The following is a 15585-nucleotide window of genomic DNA, read 5'->3' as shown; positions in this document are numbered from 1 at the left end:
TCGCCACATGCTAAAAGAAGGGGCCGTAACGAATCGAAAAGGGTCCGCATGCAACTGCTGTTTCTCGATGACGCCGCCCAACGCAAACCTTCTCGCCAGCGCGCGGACCTCTTGTAGCCGTTGGCGGCGTCTCAATCGAAGCTGCGGCGGCTCGCGACCTTGAAAGCGTTCTGAACGCATTCTGCGACGAAGTAGGCTTTCCCTCGCGAGAGCCCTTCAAGTGGTCACCTAATCGCGACCATTGGATGCGCGAGAATTTAATCGGCGCGGATCGGGTGGCCTTCTTTGAGAGGGTCTTGACGCTTGCGGGCGATTACGGTGCCAGAGGGCAGGTAACCATTTCGGACACCACGAAAGGGCTGGCCTCTAAGAATTCGGTGAAGCACGAGACAGACGTGCTTTTGATGGCTCTGGAGCGCTTCAACTATTCAATCAGGGGCGACTTAGGAATCGTGATAGTCGCTCGCCCGTCGGGTGGTCGAACCGATGAAGACAAATTTCTAGCTGAATGCGCCGAACTGGTCACCAATGGGAGTGACTACGCGAAGTTCACGAATCTGGCGACTAACGTCTTAACGATGCCGTTCCAGAATTCCCGACTGCTTCAAGTCGCTGATCTGGTCGTCTCCATTACAACGGCGATGGTGGCGGGCCATACGGAATACGCTGCGCCCATCTTTGGGCCGGTGAGGTCAACGTTGCGATCAGATCTAGGCCGGATTGGGGGCGTGGGGCTCAAAATTCACCCCGACTACTCTTACGTGAACCTCTATCACTGGCTCTTAGGCGATGAATACTTTAAGCGCGGCAGCGCCGGGATAACTCTGCCGATGTCGGGTCGGCCGTTCTCGAAAGACCCCAGCCGCTACTAGGTTGGTGGCAAATAAGCGGAGGGGCAATCGAAGTGATTGTTTAACGCAGTGCGCAGCCGCTTGATCAACGATCACCAGTGTCGTAGCTTGAGCCGATGGCACAGAGCGCGAACTCCAGACGTCGTTTCGCTTAGGTAAGGAATGTGGCCCGCACGATAGCCGTCCAGCCCGTGCGATCGTTGAAAGACAAAGCCCGCCGAATTCATGTTTAGTCCTTTCCTTCTGGGAGGCAGAGAAATCAAGGTTCTGGGCCGTGAACGCCACCGTCATATGCGCTCGATGCGAACCGGGAACTCGCCGCGCACCAGCAGCGGATCAAAGCCATTGTCGAAACGGCCAAGCCGGATCAGTCCGTCCCAGCGGTAGTCGGCATAAAACAGGGCCAGGTTGCCCCAAGGCTTGAAGTAGCAAAGGTCGCCTGGCCGCTCGTTTCCGAAGGGACCACTGGCTTCCTCGGTAAGTTTGCGCGGCAGATGAATGATCTTCTCGTTCTCGCCGTAATCCTCGATCCTGAGATTCAAGGGGAGCATCGAGGCCAGATCACGCGCGGACGGATTGTCATAGAGCGTCGCGGTCAGTGTCAGGTCGTTGAAGGCTATCCTGATCCTGACGTCTGTCGGCTCCTGACTGGCGGGGTCGCGCCCTTCCTGCCCGTGGGCCAGCAGAGGTATAGCGGCAGCCGCCAAGGCTCCGCCCAGCACCGCGCGACGGCTCATGAACTGGGATGTCATAGACATAGCGCGCCTCACGTCAGACGGGTTGAGCCGTGGGCCGTAACAGGATTTCGTTGATATCCACGTCATCGGGTTCGTTCACCGCGAACGCGACCGTCCGGGCGAAGGTGTCTGCACCGACCGCAATCTTGCTGACGAACTCCTTCGTGCCCGCCTGGATGTCCTTTTCGCTGATGTGCTCAAGGAGCTCGGTGCTGACCGCGCCGGGAGAGATGATCGTCGTGCGGATGTTGTACGGCTTCACTTCTTTCCGCAGGCCCTCGGATAGGGCGCGTACAGCGAACTTGGTGGCGCAGTAGACCGTGGCGCCCGGATCGACCACATGGCCGTAGACGGAGGACACGTTGATGATGTGTCCCGATTTTTGGGCCTTCATGTGCGGGAGCGCTGCGGCAATGCCGTGGAGCACGCCCTTGATGTTGACGTCGATCATGCGGTCCCACTCGTCAATCTTGAGCCGTTCGAGTGGAGCGAGGGGCATTAGACCCGCGTTGTTCAACATCACGTCGATGCGGCCAAACTCCTGGACCGCGGTATCGACCAGGTTCTTGACCTGATTCTGATCGGTGACGTCGGTCGCAACAGCCCTAGCCTTGTATCCCTTGGCCGTCAGCTCGGCGGCCAGTGCCTCGATGCGATCGCTTCGACGCGCGCCAAGGACGACCACGGCACCCCGCTCGGCGAGATGACGGGCCGTGGCCTCACCAAGTCCGCTGCTTGCGCCGGTGATGACCACGACCTTATTTTCGATTCCTTGAGACATGACGATCTCCTATCTCGGCCTTGAGGACTTACGTGCGAGGGTTAGCGAACGTGGCGAGGAGGGCCGATCCTGCCAGAAGAACGGCGGCAAGAAGGAAGGCGCTCCACCACCCAGCGATGTCGAACAGCGCTCCGCCAGCGAAAGCGCCGCCCGCGATGGCAAATTGGATCAGTGCCACCTGCAATCCGCCGCCTGCTTCAAGTTCGTTGGGGATGATCCTGGTCATCCACGTATTCCAGGCCACCGGAATGGGGGCCGTGAAAAATCCCCACAACACCAGCAGAGCAGCCGTGACGGTCGCGACGGGTCCAAGAGCGATCAGCAGGAGGGCGAGGATCGCGAGCGCGCTCGGCAGTCCGATCAGCAGAGCAGTGAAATGCCGTCGGAGGACGAAGCCAACGATCGACGTTCCGGCCAGGCCACCCAAACCCAGCCCGAGCAGCATCATCGACAGAACGTTCAACTCGACGCCCGTGACGCCTTCGAGGAAGGGACGCAGGTAAATCGACAGCGAGTTCTGGCCAATGAAGGCGAGACTGGTCGCCGCCATTCCGACCGCGAATGTGCGGTTGCGCAGCAGCCCGAAGATTCTGGCTACTGAGACGGGCGCCGTTGCCGGCATCTTCGGCAGTACGGCCAACTGCCATGCAAGCGCGGCAAGGCCCATCGCCACGGTGATAAAGAACGTGCCCCGCCACCCGATCAGCCCGCCGAGGAAACTGCCGAGCGGCGCGGCAAGGACGAGCGCGAACGCGGTGCCGCCCTGGAGCAAGGCGATAGCCTTCGGCAGGTCGGATCCCGAGGCCAGGCGTGCCAGAACAGCGGTTGAAAGCGACCAGAAACCGCCGATCGAAATGCCGACCAGTGCCCGTCCAACCAGAAAGACAACGAAGTTGGGAGCGAGAGCCACAGCCAAACTGGAAGCGACCAGAACGGCCGTATAGAGCAAGACGACCGTTTTCCGATCGAGCGTGGCCAAGAGGGCGTTGCCGAAAAGGCTGGTGATCACGGCGAAGAAGCCGGAGACGGTAACCGCCTGTCCGGCCTGACCCTCTGAGATGGAGAGGTCCTGGGCAATCGGAGTCAAAAGGCTCACCGGCATGAACTCCAACCCCACCAGGAGAAAGGTCAGCAGCGAGAGGCAGGTAACGGCAGCCCATGGGGTCGTCGTCCTTTCGGCTGAAGGGGTTTCATCCAGTGTCAGTTCGATGGTCATCCCATGCTCTCCTGTCCGCTGCCAGACTAAATAGCCGGGTTGGTTTTGGCCGACTAGCAGCTATAATCTGCATGTTGAGGTGAAGGAGATTCAACAATGCGGCGTGACGAGTTCACCGAGATGCGAGCGTTTCTCGAGGTTGCTCGCGAGCGGAGTTTCACGCGCGCGGCCGCTAAGTTGGGCGTGACCCGCTCTGCCCTTAGTCATACAATCAGGGCACTCGAGGAACGGCTTGGCGCCCGTCTCCTCTCCCGTACGACCCGTGACGTAGCACCTACCGTGGCCGGGGAGCGCCTCGTGGAGGGCATCGAACCCCATTTTGAGAGTATCGCTGCCGAGATCAGTGCGATCAGCGCCTTGCGTGACAAGCCATCGGGTCACGTCCGCATCGTGTGCCCCGACGATGCCATAGGCTTGGTCTTTCGCCCTAGGCTGCCGGCGTTCCTGCGCGATCACCCAGACATCAACGTGGAACTCATTGTCGACAATGGCTTCACGAATATCGTCGAACGCCAGTTCGACGCCGGCGTTCGGCTCGGCGAGGCAATCGCGCGCGACATGGTGGCCGTTCGCATTGGTCCCGATGTCCGCTATGCCGTGGTCGGCTCACCCGATTACTTCACGCGTTGTTCCGCGCCGAGAAGACCGCAGGACCTGACCGACCACAATTGCATTAACCTGCGGCTTCCAACGTCAGGCGCGATATATGCTTGGGAGTTCAAGAAGGATGCACACGAGTTCAGCGTGCGCGTCGACGGGCAATTGACTCTAACCGATGTCGGACCAGCGCTTGATGCCGCGCTCGACGGCGTAGGTTTGACCTATGCGCCGGAGGAGCTTGTCCGACCATACGTTGAGAGTGGTCAGCTGCAGGCGGTCCTCGCGGATTGGTGCCCGACCTTTCAGGGCTATCATCTCTACTATCCCAGCCGGCGCAATCTCTCGCCGGCCTTTGGCGCCTTTGTCGCGGCTTTCCGGTACCGATCTCGATAGCCCCTCATATCGGTCGAACTGGGACAGCTATAATGTCCGGTATTTGCCATAGCCGCCGCCATATGCTCGAGCGTCGAACTTCCGCACTCCACCCATTTCTGCTGGTGCTGACCAGCCAGCGAAGGCCCGCTTCGGCCCCAAAAGCGGAAATTATCGCCGCTCACCACACGTGTTGACTGAGGCCCGAACCCAGGGCGCAAAGGTGGCATCCATCGTCGCTCGCGATCGAAAAAAACGCAAGGGAATCAAAGGCGATTGGAGTAGGCCTTTGAATCATGTGAGAATCCCGGCCCCCGCCAATCTCAAGCCGCTGCCATCATTCGTGAAATGACCTCCGGTTGCGATGCTTGCTTGCTCTAACGCATTCGCCTCACTCATTCCCTCGACCTGAACTGCAGCGTAAACACGTTTCCAGCGATCTCCTTGCCAAGCTCGTTCGAAAACTCCAGCGGCACGCAGTTTTGCATGGCTTCGGTCGCGGCATCCACGAAGGCCTGGCGCTGCTTCTCGTCGCCCGTGACATTGATGGCCGTTGGTTGTGGCCGGCCAAGCAGCGTTCCGTCGGCTTTGAAGCCGAACCTCAGCGTGACGAAGGAGTTCTTGATCCCGGGCGGCGGGGTCCAGCAGTTGCTCAGTGCGGCGCCCAGGTCCTCCACCGTATTCAGCGGTTCCGCCCGTAGCTGATCTGTTGTGGAGACGAGAAGCACTCCGGTCAAAGCTAATCCTGCAACAACGTTCATGTCGATCCAGCCCTCTGTTCTTAGCAAACAGAATGATTCAGTGCACTTAAGATTGCGCGTAACTGTGCTCTGGTGCAACCTTTTGCAATGCTTGCAAGGACCACGCTCGTTCTAAAGCAAGCCGCGCCGCGCCAGATTGCGCATCAGCGCGGCCGTACCAAAAGTCCATGGCGGACACTCGGTGGAAAGCCGCACGGTGTTGGTCAGACTGCCGAGCGCAGGGCTCGAAATCGTCACGACGTCGCCGAGCTTGTGGGTGAAGCCTTGGCCCGGCTCGCCACGGTCTTCGACAGGGGCGAACAGCGTTCCCATGAACAGCATCAGCCCGTCCGGATATTGATGATGCGGCCCGATGGTCTGGGCGACGAGGTCGAGCGGATCACGGCTGATTTCCCGCATGCTGCTCGCGCCCTTCAGGCGAAAGCCGTCGATCCCCTCGATCGAGAGATCGAGTTCGGCATTGCGCACGTCGTCAATCGAATAGGTCTCGTCGAAGAGGCGGATGAAGGGACCGATGGCACAGGAGGCATTGTTGTCCTTGGCCTTGCCGAGAAGCAGCGCGGAGCGCCCTTCGACGTCGCGCAGATTGACGTCGTTGCCGAGCGTTGCGCCCTTGACGCGCCCGTCGGCGGCAACTGCGACGACGATTTCCGGCTCGGGATTGTTCCAGCGCGAAATGGGGTGGAGCCCGACCGACGCGCCCCAGCCGACCGCCGACAGCGGCTGCGCCTTGCTGAAGACCTCGGCATCGGGACCGATCCCGACTTCAAGGTACTGCGACCAGAGGCCCTCTTCGATCAGCGCCGCCTTGACGTCCGCCGCCTCGGAGGACCCCGCCTTCAGGTTTCTAAGGCTGTCTCCGATGATCGCCGTGACGCGGCCACGGATTGCCTCGGCCAGCGCCGCGTCGCCGGCGGCGCGCTCCTCGATCACACGTTCGATCATCGAGCGGGCGAACGTGACGCCACAGGCCTTCACCGCCTGCAGGTCACAAGGGGCGAGAAAATGCAGTTCGTCCGTGCCCCTCTGTTCCGCCGCGGTCATGACAGCCGCCGGAGGAGCAAGCACTTCGCCCGGAGCGGAGCGAACATGCGCTACGGGATCGTCAAGATCGAGAAGGTCGCGCATCGTCGGCACCGCCTTCGACGTGATGTCGATCAATTCGCCATTTTTGACGACCACCAGGCTCGGTCCGGCGACATCCGGCCGCCAAACTCGTCCGACAAAGGTTCCGGTCTCATATGCGTCAGTCATTTTCTGTCACTCGCTCCTCGTACGGCGTCTTCGCCGCATCCTACTCGAGTTCTCGCAGGTACAATGCCCATCTGTAAAGCACCTTTCATAGACAAATTGTGCACGCGCAACCGGTGCAACGGAACCTTGCAAGTTCTTGAGCGTTTAATATTTCGCCGTGGGTCTATCTGGCTGCGGCGAGGTCGCAACTATACTTGCGATGGCCCTGTGTCCCTCCTTCAGTCATCGCTGATTTAGGGAGTCGGATACCGACAAATGCTGTCGGCAACAGATGATGGCCAGAAAGGATGTTAATGCGATGACTCAGCCTGAAGAGTTCAAGGAAAGACCGCCGATCGATCCCGCGACCGGACAGCCGACACCGCGAGAGACCGAGACGCGCCGAGCATGGTCGGGCCGCAGCACTTGGCCGTTGCTGATCATTCTTCTCGCCGGCCTGGTGCTCGCGCTGATAGCCTGGCTGCCGGCCGAACTGACCAGGGACGCGGAGGATACTACTCAGCCTCCGGCAACGTCCGATCAGTCTACGACGACTCAGCCGCCGGCCGCCGAGCCAACAACACCGCCGGCCACAGAGACGACTCCCGCGGCACCCGAGACTCCGCCGGCCCCGCAAACACCGGCAACGCCGGCTCCGCAGCCGCAGAGCCCTCCGGCGCAATAGGCGCGGTCACCAAGCGTTTCGGAGAGCGGGGAGAGCTTTTTCCCGCCTCCGCGCTATAATGCGAGCAGGTCGGACGTTCCGATCGGGTTTCACCGTTCATGGACCAGATCGTCGCTGATATTTTTGTTGCAACGCGGACCCCCTATCCGGTGATCTTCGCGCGGTTCTGCGGCGCCATCCTGCTCGGCGCGCTCATCGGCATCGAACGGGAAAAGCGGCAGCGCCCCGCCGGCCTCAGAACCCATATTCTCGTCAGCCTCGCTTCTTCGATCTTTGCCGTGGTCGCGGTCGAAAGCGTGCATATGGTGAGCCTTTCCGGCCCGGAAGTCCGCATCGACCCGATCCGTGTCGTCGAGGCGGTCACGGCCGGCGTTGCGTTTCTTGCCGCCGGCATGATCGTGTTTTCGAGGGGGGAGATCAAAGGGTTGACGACCGGCGCCGGCATGTGGCTCGCCGGTGCTGTCGGCCTATCGATCGGTTTCGGTTTCTGGTGGATCGCCGCCTTCGCCACCGGCGCCAGCCTGATCGTGCTTTTCATCCTCGGCCGTTTGGAAGTTGCTTTGCAATGGAAGGTGCCGGAACCCTCGGGCGAAAACAGTACCGCCAAACGTCCTGAAGACAGCGTTGCCGCCGGTTCGAGAGAACGATAGCGGAAAAATTGGTGCAGGGACTAAGCCGATCCTTGCAAGGACGGACCGATGATCCGACCGGCGGGAGAGGGAGTCGCACTGGGCGGCCCCCATTGTCGAAGAACATGCAAGGTCGCAATGGCCTTGCGGGCATCCTCCGGGGTGGCGAACAGCCGGCCATCCAGCGGCCAGACGCTGTATTTGACGGCGACAAAACGCAACTGGCCGTTATCGGGCATCAGCGCACCGACGGCCTCGCCGGCGAATTCGATCGTCTGCTTGCTCATGGATATGAAGCTCCTCCCGCGGCGCTTCCGCATTGAAGCCGGTTCGCTGGACATCCGTCAGCGGACCGAGCCCCCCTGCTTCAGCCATCCGGGAAACACCCGGGCGCCGCTTTGGTTCCGGCGAAAAACGAAAAAGGCGGCACATGGCCGCCGTCTCTCGATGGAGCCAGTCTGTCTGTCAGGCGAGGAACCGCTCCGGCCGATAGGGAGCGATGTCGATGACGGTCTTCTCTCCCGTCATCGCTTCTGCAAGTGCGCGGCCGGTGACCGGGCCGAGGGTCATGCCATGATGCGCGTGACCGAAAGCAAACCAGAGGCCTTCGTGCCGCGGGGCCTTGCCGATGATCGGCATCATGTCCGGCGTACAGGGCCGCGCCCCCATCCACGGCTCCTCGTCGCGCCGTTCGGCCAGTGGGAAGAATTCGCGCGCCACCCGTTCCGCGCGGGTCAATTGCACCGGTGTCTTCGGCGCATCGCGAAGCGCGAATTCCGCGCCCGTCGTCAAGCGGATGCCGCGCAGCATCGGCGCCAGGAAATAGCCCCTCTCGGCGTCGAGCACCCAGTTGTTGAGCTGGGCACCGTCCTGCACGCCGTAATGCATATGGTAGCCGCGCTTGACTGCGAGAGGAAAATGGTAACCGAGCTTGCGTGTCACCGTGTCTGCCCAGGGGCCGAGGGCGACCACGACCTCGCGGGTCTCCAGCGGGCCTTCCGGTGTAGCCACGCGCCAGCCCGCACCTTCCAGAATATGCTCAAGTGTTGCCGCGTCGCCCGAAACGAGCCGGCCACCAAGCGACTGGAAATAGTCGAGATAGGCCTTGTTGAGACTGTGCGGATCGCGGATAGACCAGGGATCCGTCCAGCGCAGACCGCCGGCGAGTTCGACCTGAATAGACGGTTCAATGGTTTTCATCTCGCTGGTCGAAAGCTTCTGATGATTGACACCGAATGCCGCGGAAAGCTTTTCGGCGTCCTTGTACGCGGCGTCGCGTTCTTTTTCCGTGCGGAACACCTTCATCCAGCCGTCCTTGCGAATGAGCTCGCCCGCACCGGATGCTTCGATCAGATCCTTGTGCTCGGCTATCGAATTCTCGATGAGCGGCGCATAAAGATGCGCAATCCTCTGGTGCTGGGTGAATCCGGAATGCCACCAGTATCGCACCAGGAAGGGCACGAGCCCGGGCAATGCACGAAAGTGATAGCTGGCATCGATGGTGTTGTTGAGCGCGTAGCGGAAAAGAGCGCCGAAATCATGCGGGAAACCATAGGGAAAGACACCCTCGCGCTGAATGAGGCCCGCGTTGCCATAGGACGTTTCTTCTCCCGCCCCGCGGCGATCGAGCAGCACCACCGACTTACCGCGTCGCGCCAGATGGATGGCAGCGGAAATGCCGACAATGCCGGCGCCAAGAACCACTATGTCAGTCTTCATATCCGCTGCCCCGCTACCCGCTCGAAATCATCGCCGCGCCTGTTCTGACGTGTGAGGCGGGTGTCGCCGCATGAATAGCCAAGCGCATTGGCCGGAGCAAGGGAACAGAGTGTCACGCGAAAATGGAAAAGGGGCAAAGCTGATCGCTCCGCCCCGGCTTGCAATGATTTCCGCCTAACCAGTCAAGATCGTAAATGCGATCGATTCTAACGAATTATAGCGGAAGGCCGCGCAGGTTTCTCCCGCTGCCATCGGAGCTCGCTGACCCTCGCTGCCTCACGTTCGGCGAATAAAGCCTGCCACGAGCGAAATTACCAGGAGTATCAGGAACAAGAAGAATAGGATCTGAGCAATGCCGGCCGAAGCGCCTGCAATACCGCCAAAGCCGAGAATACCGGCAATAATGGCGATGATCAAAAAGACGAGCGCATAATAGAGCATTTCTAATCTCCTTGCGTACGTTGCTGGGAATCGAAACGCACGGCGTCTCGCCTTTGTTCCAGTGCAAGCACTTTCCTTGCGAGACGGCTCAGTAATTCACGAGTGGAAACCGTCGGTTAACCACGAAAACGAAAACATTCGAAAATCGAGACGCCACAACGAAATTGGCCAGGAACCTTCGATAGGGGTTGGCGTTGTTTCGGTAACAGGCTTCTCGGGAATGAAATGAAGATCCCCTCGCGACATATATGGAAATCGGTGACCGACAGTGCTCGGCAGAAGTCCGATCTCCGCAACCATAATCTGCATATCGGCAGAACCATCCGTGATCTTCAGATGCATACGGAAGAAAAGCTCAATGCGCGACTTCAGGGCCTGCTCGAGGAGTTGGAGAAAGCCGAACGCAAAATTCGCAGGTAGGTCATCAAGGGCCTTCGCCACATGCGCAAGCGCGCGCCCGCCAGGCCCTGGCGGGAGCGATTCTTGTCCTCACGCGCTAGATCACGATGATTTTAGGTCGGATCGACCTAAAATCATGAACGTGATCGATTCTAATAAGTTAGCGCGGGATGCGGGCGGAAAACCGCGCACACTTTTCCTCATCCCGCGCTAGTGACGCGACACCCACTCGTCGATCTGGCGCTCGGCCTCATCCTTGGCAATTCCGTAACGCAGTTGGATGCGCCCCGCGAGCTCTTTGCGGCTGCCGTTGATGATGTCGAGATCGTCATCCGTCAGCTTGCCCCACTGCACTTGCGCCTTGCCTTTGAACTCGTTCCATTTGCCTTCGATCATATCCCAGTTCATTGCCTCTTCCTTTCCGTCTATGGGTTCGAGACTGCCCAGCCGAGGCCGGATCGCCGAGGCGAGATCGTTGAAGGTTCAGTTGGAGGGGTCGGCCGCAGACCACGCTCAGCAATGGCGTAGGGCGCTTCCTCCTCGGGGATTATCTGGACCTGGAGCTCCCGCGCGGAGGTGACCTCCCATTCGATGACCACGTTTTCGACGAACAGGGCGGGATCGACAGGGGCGCACTTGCCATAGGCTTCCTTGAACACCTTGCCGACTTCCTCCACTGCAGGCGAAAGCAACGCCTGGCATTCCTTGGCGGTCTCGAAACCAACGACCGGCGACGGCACCTCGCGGCAGGCCATAGCGCCCTGCATGCAGCCGACGAGGATCATGATGGCCGCAACATGTTCCATTTGCGTGCTCCTCAACGCTTACGTGAGGAAGAAAACGGAACAGACCCGTCGCCGGTTCCTGAGCGAAGATCAGAAATATTCTGGAAAGCTGATGCAAATGTCGCCGGCTCCATCCGCCGACGGTCGGTGCCCGGACCGAAACAGGGCCGACCGGCAACCATCGCGCGCGCCGCGGGCCGGAGGCGCGGAACAAAAGTCGGCAATCGGCGTTTTGGCAGCAATAACAAGCGCCGCGGCGGCGGCCATGTCCATGGGAGATGGGAATGCGAGCCTCAGGTGCGCCTATTACGAGTATCCCAGCAATCGCAGAAATACGCGGCGATCGTGAGCATCACCGAGATTACCCCCGGTGCGTGATTTCGCCCACTCCTGTCGGCCGGTCGGCGTTTCACCGATCGGGCGGCACCGTTTGCCATTTCCCACAATCCTTAAACCCAACCTGAGATAGGAACGCATCATGAAGAAGATACTTGTCGTCGCAAGCCTTGTTCTTCCCTTGGCGGCCTGCACGCAAACGGAGAGAGGTGCGGCAATCGGCGCCGCTTCTGGCGGAATTATCGGCGGGGCCGTAACAAACGATGTCAGGGGAGCTGCCGTCGGTGCAGCAGTCGGTGGCGCCACCGGCGCTCTCATCGGCAGTGCAAGCGAACCTGGCCGCTGCATCTACCGCGACCGCTACGGACGCCGCTATACCGCGGCTTGCTGATCGAAACGCGACCGATCCCACAAGGAACCCGGGCGCTGTGCGTCTTTCCGGAGATGCAGTACTGCGCAATTCCTTAAATCGGAGCCGATTTAAGGACAAACTTGTGTACTATTCACAATGTTACAATGGCGTTTGCGCGTCTTAAAAAAACGCGCGGCGCTGTATGGACCGCTGCATCATGCTACGTGATGCCAACCACAAAGATCGTGCAGCGGTGTGGCGCCAACAGCCGCTACGACACCAGCCATCAATCGCGTGATTGCGCTCTCTCCGCTTGGTCAAGACGTTCGAGGAGCTCGATAAACTGTTGCGGAACGGGCTCGTTCTCCAGCGCCTGATAAAGCATCTTCAGCTTCGAAGCGATCCGGGCGTTGGGATCCGTTTTCTGAACGCGGCCGGCAGCCGCACCGCGCGCGCCAGGCCCTCTCAATGACTCGTTCATTTTCCAGTCCCGTGCGCGGAGGCGCGCTGTCCCCCTCTCGCGGCCGTTCTCAATCCATATCCCGTCATCTGCTCGCTCAAGACTTTTCATAATGCGAAAGACGTGCTCCATTGACGTATCCGGCTGCACGTCCATGGTCCGCAAGACGCGGACCATACCGCACAATAGTTTAGGAAGGCCTAAATGTCACTTTCCACAAGGATTGCGCCCCACCTGCCCTATCTGCGGCGCTATGCCCGTGCCGTCACCGGCTCGCAGGCGGCCGGCGATGCCTATGTCGCCGCTGTCCTCGAAGCGTTGATCGACGACATCGAATTGTTCCCTGCCGCGTCCAGCGACCGAATCAGCCTTTATAAGCTGTTCTGTTCGCTGTTCGAAAAGTTGGACGTCGACCGATCGAGCCTTACCTCGCCTTACGCCTGGGAGCAGAACGCCGCAGCCAATCTGGCGCTTATCTCGCCGGCGCCCCGACAGGCGTTTCTGTTGATTGCCGTTGAAGGGTTTTCGCCGAGCGAAGCGGCCGAGATCATGGCAGTCGACCAAGGCGCCTTTTCCAAGCTCCTTGCCAGCGCTTCGGAAGAGATTTCGCGTCAGGTGACGACGGACATCATGATCATCGAAGACGAACCGCTGATCGCCATGGACATCGAGGATATGGTGACAAGCCTCGGTCACCGGGTCACCGGGATCGCCCGCACCCGCAACGAGGCTCTCGCTCTCTACCACGAAACATCACCAAGGATGGTTCTTGCGGACATTCAACTTGCCGATGGCAGTTCCGGCATCGACGCAGTTAACGACATTCTTACCCATACCTCTGTTCCGGTGATCTTCATTACCGCCTTCCCGGAGCGACTGCTGACGGGCAGGAAGCCGGAGCCGGCTTTTCTGGTAACCAAGCCTTTCAATCCGGAGATGGTAAAGGCACTGATCAGTCAGGCTCTGTTCTTCGACGAGCACGCGCGCACGGGCGATCGCTAGGGCCGAATGAGTCGGTCGAGTGGCTGCATCTCAACCGGGCAGTTGCGGTTCCGGCGGTGGCTCACGCATCTGTTCGAAAATGGTCATTGCAATCAGCGAAAGAGGCAAGGCGAGGATCGCTCCGACGGCACCCCACATCCACGTCCAGAAGATGATCGCCACGAAGATCAAGAACGGATTGACTTCAAAGCGGCGGCCGAGAACTGCGGGCACGACAAGATTTTCCATGGCGAGATGAAGGAGGAAGAAGGCGACAGCCGGCGCGATCCCCAGAGACAGCGAGTCGTGCGTCATAAGGCCGCCGACCAGTAGTGACAGGGTCATGAAGGTCACGCCGAGGTAGGGAATGAAGCTGGAAACGAAGGCGAAGAGCCCCCATAGTGGGGGTACTGTAAGCCCGCCGACGAGCGCAATCACCATGGTCGACGCGCCCAGCGCCAAATAGATCAAACTTGCCGTTGAAAAATATTGAGCAAGCGCATCCTCGGTAGCGTTCATGACTCGGATCGCGCTCAGGCGGCCCTCGCGAGTGGCAAACGCGAGAATGATAGTGGTGCGCAATTGAACGCGGCCGAGCAAAAAAAGGACGAGCGCCGCCAGGAAGATAAGCGTCTGGATGAGCGCTGGCGTCACGCTCGCCGCAACCGTCCCGATCAGGGGCCCCGCGTTCTCTACGATGACATCGGCGAATGCATCCTCACCGGCGCCACGGGCCAATGCCATTTCCACCCATTCGAAACGATCGATGAACGGCAGTATCCGCTTCATGACGCCTTCTGCCAACCGCGGCGCCTCGCGCGCGACCTCGGTTATCGGGCCGAGAATAGCGTTCACCAGCGACGACAGCGCAAGAACGAAGAAGAGCGCCAGCAACAGGCCGCCGAATAACGGAGGGAGACCGAATCGCGCCAATTCATCGGCCGCCCGGCCGAGAACGATGCCGACGATGATCGCAAGGGTGACCGGCATCAGGATCGCTTCCATCGAATAGACGGCTGCAGAACTGGCGACCACAAACAGGCCGATTACGCTCCACGCAACGAGCAGGTCAATTCCGTCGCGTTTTCGCACAGCGGTCTTCGACGCCTTGGCCAAGGCGATCTCTTTCTCAGCATCCCGCTTGCGGCTGCGGGCAGCCGCTATGCGCCTTGCCGTGTCCATCGGTATCCTTCGTCAAACGAACCCATCGACCCAGCACTCTTCCGACGGTGCACAAAACGCCGCCGCAAGACACCGCGCCGCCGTGAACACACGCCGTAGCTCGGCAAGCCGCATCGCGCCCACACTCAATGCTTCTCAGGCGGGAATATGTGGAGCGTCAGGGAGAGCAGCCCCAAGCCCAGAATGATTATCAGCAAAGTATAGGCCACACCCTCCGACGTCTGCGGGACGAGACCGAAGACGATTACCGCCCCGGCAAGCAAAACCAAGCAAAGCCGTGGCAGCCAGTAGAGCATGTTCATTCCTCCACATGCGGAATGAGCGATAAACGTGCAAAGATGAGATTGGTTCCTGACGGAAGCACTACGCCGCCGCGCGTCACAAAGATCGCTGTAAACACTTTGAATTGCTGCATGTTTTTATCCTTAAGTCGGTTCCGATTTAAGGATAGATGCAGTAGCGGAGACCAAAAAAACCGCCGGGCACAGAGCCCAGCGGCGTTGAGCAGACGGTATCAGCCTGCGTCGCATCGCGATGATTTCGCTTGAATAGACCAAGCTGGCCGAGACCGGCTCCGAGGCGTTGCAGCAGGATGGGCGCACACTGCTTACAGGCTTCCTGTCCCGCTCCAGCGGCTGGCAGAAAGAACTTAGAGTGCTGCCGTCACGATGACTTCGACGAGGTATTCCGGCGTTGCGAGCTTGGCTTCGCCGGTCGCGCGGGCGGGCGTATGGCCCTGGGGCACCCAGGCGTCCCAAACGGAATTCATCTTGGCGAAATCCGCCATGTCGGCAAGCCAGAGCGTTGCGGAAAGAATGCGCGTCTTATCTGTGCCGGCGAGCGCAAGCAGACGGTCAACTTCGGCCAGTGCCTGCTTGGTCTGAGTGACGACGTCATCTCCGGCATTGCCGACCTGGCCGGCCAGGTAAACCGTGTTGTTATAGACCACGGCCTGGCTCATTCGCGGGCCGGTTTCGAAGCGCTTGATTTCCATAATCGTCGTTCCTGAAGGTTGGGCCGAACATATTTCGTCCAGCCAAATAGGGTTTGTCCGCTGCCGAAAGG

21 protein-coding genes are annotated in these 15585 nt (G+C 59.9%); 7 read left to right on the top strand and 14 right to left on the bottom strand.

What is annotated here, in order from left to right:
• The first annotated feature begins 245 nt into the window (after nt 1–245).
• The gene (locus PYH37_RS14855; protein WP_280735695.1) at nt 246–872 is read left to right on the top strand and encodes a hypothetical protein; all 627 of its coding nucleotides are present in this window, start codon (nt 246–248) and stop codon (nt 870–872) included.
• Between the two features lie 266 nt (nt 873–1138).
• Here the strand turns inward: PYH37_RS14855 and PYH37_RS14850 are convergent, their stop codons facing one another.
• Genes PYH37_RS14850 through PYH37_RS14840 form a run of 3 tightly spaced genes read right to left on the bottom strand, consistent with a single transcriptional unit; the run spans nt 1139 to nt 3585 of the window.
• Nucleotides 1139–1609 (bottom strand): cyclophilin-like fold protein, encoded by a 471-nt coding sequence (locus tag PYH37_RS14850; protein ID WP_280735694.1) that lies wholly within the window; start codon nt 1607–1609, stop codon nt 1139–1141.
• Between the two features lie 13 nt (nt 1610–1622).
• On the bottom strand, nt 1623–2369 hold the full coding sequence (locus PYH37_RS14845) for an SDR family oxidoreductase (protein WP_280735693.1): 747 nt from the start codon (nt 2367–2369) through the stop codon (nt 1623–1625).
• A gap of 28 nt (nt 2370–2397) precedes the next feature.
• On the bottom strand, nt 2398–3585 hold the full coding sequence (locus PYH37_RS14840) for an MFS transporter (protein ID WP_280735692.1): 1188 nt from the start codon (nt 3583–3585) through the stop codon (nt 2398–2400).
• Nucleotides 3586–3681: 96 nt separating this feature from the next.
• On the opposite strand from PYH37_RS14840, the gene PYH37_RS14835 reads away from it, so the two are divergent.
• Nucleotides 3682–4578 (top strand): LysR family transcriptional regulator, encoded by an 897-nt coding sequence (locus PYH37_RS14835; protein ID WP_280735691.1) that lies wholly within the window; start codon nt 3682–3684, stop codon nt 4576–4578.
• A gap of 374 nt (nt 4579–4952) precedes the next feature.
• Here PYH37_RS14835 and PYH37_RS14830 read toward each other — a convergent pair whose 3' ends face one another.
• Both PYH37_RS14830 and PYH37_RS14825 read right to left on the bottom strand, forming a co-directional pair.
• Entirely contained in the window at nt 4953–5318 is a 366-nt protein-coding gene (locus PYH37_RS14830) for a hypothetical protein (protein WP_280735690.1), read from the bottom strand.
• 111 nt (nt 5319–5429) lie between these two features.
• On the bottom strand, nt 5430–6572 hold the full coding sequence (locus PYH37_RS14825) for a fumarylacetoacetate hydrolase family protein (protein ID WP_280735689.1): 1143 nt from the start codon (nt 6570–6572) through the stop codon (nt 5430–5432).
• A 298-nt stretch (nt 6573–6870) separates the two neighbouring features.
• On the opposite strand from PYH37_RS14825, the gene PYH37_RS14820 reads away from it, so the two are divergent.
• Nucleotides 6871–7236 carry a hypothetical protein gene (locus tag PYH37_RS14820; RefSeq protein ID WP_280735688.1) on the top strand — a complete coding sequence of 122 codons (366 nt, stop codon included), beginning with the start codon at nt 6871–6873 and terminating at the stop codon, nt 7234–7236.
• Nucleotides 7237–7334: 98 nt separating this feature from the next.
• A complete protein-coding gene (locus PYH37_RS14815) occupies nt 7335–7886 on the top strand; it encodes an MgtC/SapB family protein (RefSeq protein WP_280735687.1) in 552 nt (183 codons plus the stop codon).
• A 20-nt stretch (nt 7887–7906) separates the two neighbouring features.
• Here the strand turns inward: PYH37_RS14815 and PYH37_RS14810 are convergent, their stop codons facing one another.
• From PYH37_RS14810 to PYH37_RS14800, 3 genes are all read right to left on the bottom strand, one after another.
• Nucleotides 7907–8152, bottom strand: coding sequence for a hypothetical protein (locus PYH37_RS14810; protein WP_280735686.1), 246 nt, complete (start codon nt 8150–8152; stop codon nt 7907–7909).
• A gap of 178 nt (nt 8153–8330) precedes the next feature.
• Nucleotides 8331–9584: an NAD(P)/FAD-dependent oxidoreductase gene (locus PYH37_RS14805; protein ID WP_280735685.1), complete on the bottom strand. Its 1254-nt coding sequence runs from the start codon at nt 9582–9584 to the stop codon at nt 8331–8333.
• Between the two features lie 276 nt (nt 9585–9860).
• Nucleotides 9861–10025: a DUF1328 family protein gene (locus tag PYH37_RS14800; RefSeq protein ID WP_280735684.1), complete on the bottom strand. Its 165-nt coding sequence runs from the start codon at nt 10023–10025 to the stop codon at nt 9861–9863.
• Between the two features lie 258 nt (nt 10026–10283).
• Between PYH37_RS14800 and PYH37_RS14795 the strand changes: the two genes are divergently transcribed.
• Nucleotides 10284–10445, top strand: coding sequence for a hypothetical protein (locus PYH37_RS14795; RefSeq protein WP_280736704.1), 162 nt, complete (start codon nt 10284–10286; stop codon nt 10443–10445).
• Between the two features lie 189 nt (nt 10446–10634).
• Here the strand turns inward: PYH37_RS14795 and PYH37_RS14790 are convergent, their stop codons facing one another.
• Nucleotides 10635–10832 (bottom strand): CsbD family protein, encoded by a 198-nt coding sequence (locus tag PYH37_RS14790; RefSeq protein ID WP_280735682.1) that lies wholly within the window; start codon nt 10830–10832, stop codon nt 10635–10637.
• A gap of 17 nt (nt 10833–10849) precedes the next feature.
• On the bottom strand, nt 10850–11230 hold the full coding sequence (locus PYH37_RS14785; protein ID WP_280735681.1) for a hypothetical protein: 381 nt from the start codon (nt 11228–11230) through the stop codon (nt 10850–10852).
• A 457-nt stretch (nt 11231–11687) separates the two neighbouring features.
• Here PYH37_RS14785 and PYH37_RS14780 point away from each other — a divergent pair, with 457 nt between their 5' ends.
• A complete protein-coding gene (locus tag PYH37_RS14780; protein WP_280735680.1) occupies nt 11688–11936 on the top strand; it encodes a YMGG-like glycine zipper-containing protein in 249 nt (82 codons plus the stop codon).
• A gap of 247 nt (nt 11937–12183) precedes the next feature.
• Here PYH37_RS14780 and PYH37_RS14775 read toward each other — a convergent pair whose 3' ends face one another.
• The gene (locus PYH37_RS14775) at nt 12184–12378 is read right to left on the bottom strand and encodes a NepR family anti-sigma factor (protein WP_280735679.1); all 195 of its coding nucleotides are present in this window, start codon (nt 12376–12378) and stop codon (nt 12184–12186) included.
• Between the two features lie 183 nt (nt 12379–12561).
• Between PYH37_RS14775 and PYH37_RS14770 the strand changes: the two genes are divergently transcribed.
• Nucleotides 12562–13359, top strand: a complete 798-nt coding sequence (locus PYH37_RS14770; RefSeq protein WP_280735678.1) for a response regulator — start codon at nt 12562–12564, stop codon at nt 13357–13359.
• Nucleotides 13360–13389: 30 nt separating this feature from the next.
• On the opposite strand, the gene PYH37_RS14765 is transcribed toward PYH37_RS14770, so the two are convergent.
• The 3 genes from PYH37_RS14765 to PYH37_RS14755 form a co-directional block, all read right to left on the bottom strand.
• Nucleotides 13390–14520, bottom strand: coding sequence for an AI-2E family transporter (locus PYH37_RS14765; RefSeq protein ID WP_280735677.1), 1131 nt, complete (start codon nt 14518–14520; stop codon nt 13390–13392).
• Nucleotides 14521–14645: 125 nt separating this feature from the next.
• Nucleotides 14646–14816, bottom strand: a complete 171-nt coding sequence (locus PYH37_RS14760; RefSeq protein ID WP_280735676.1) for a hypothetical protein — start codon at nt 14814–14816, stop codon at nt 14646–14648.
• Nucleotides 14817–15169: 353 nt separating this feature from the next.
• The gene (locus tag PYH37_RS14755; protein ID WP_280735675.1) at nt 15170–15514 is read right to left on the bottom strand and encodes a RidA family protein; all 345 of its coding nucleotides are present in this window, start codon (nt 15512–15514) and stop codon (nt 15170–15172) included.
• Nucleotides 15515–15585: the final 71 nt, after the last annotated feature.

The organism is Sinorhizobium numidicum (assembly GCF_029892045.1).
Classification (GTDB): Bacteria; Pseudomonadota; Alphaproteobacteria; order Rhizobiales; family Rhizobiaceae; genus Sinorhizobium; species Sinorhizobium numidicum.
This window is presented reverse-complemented; position numbering and strand designations above follow the sequence as displayed.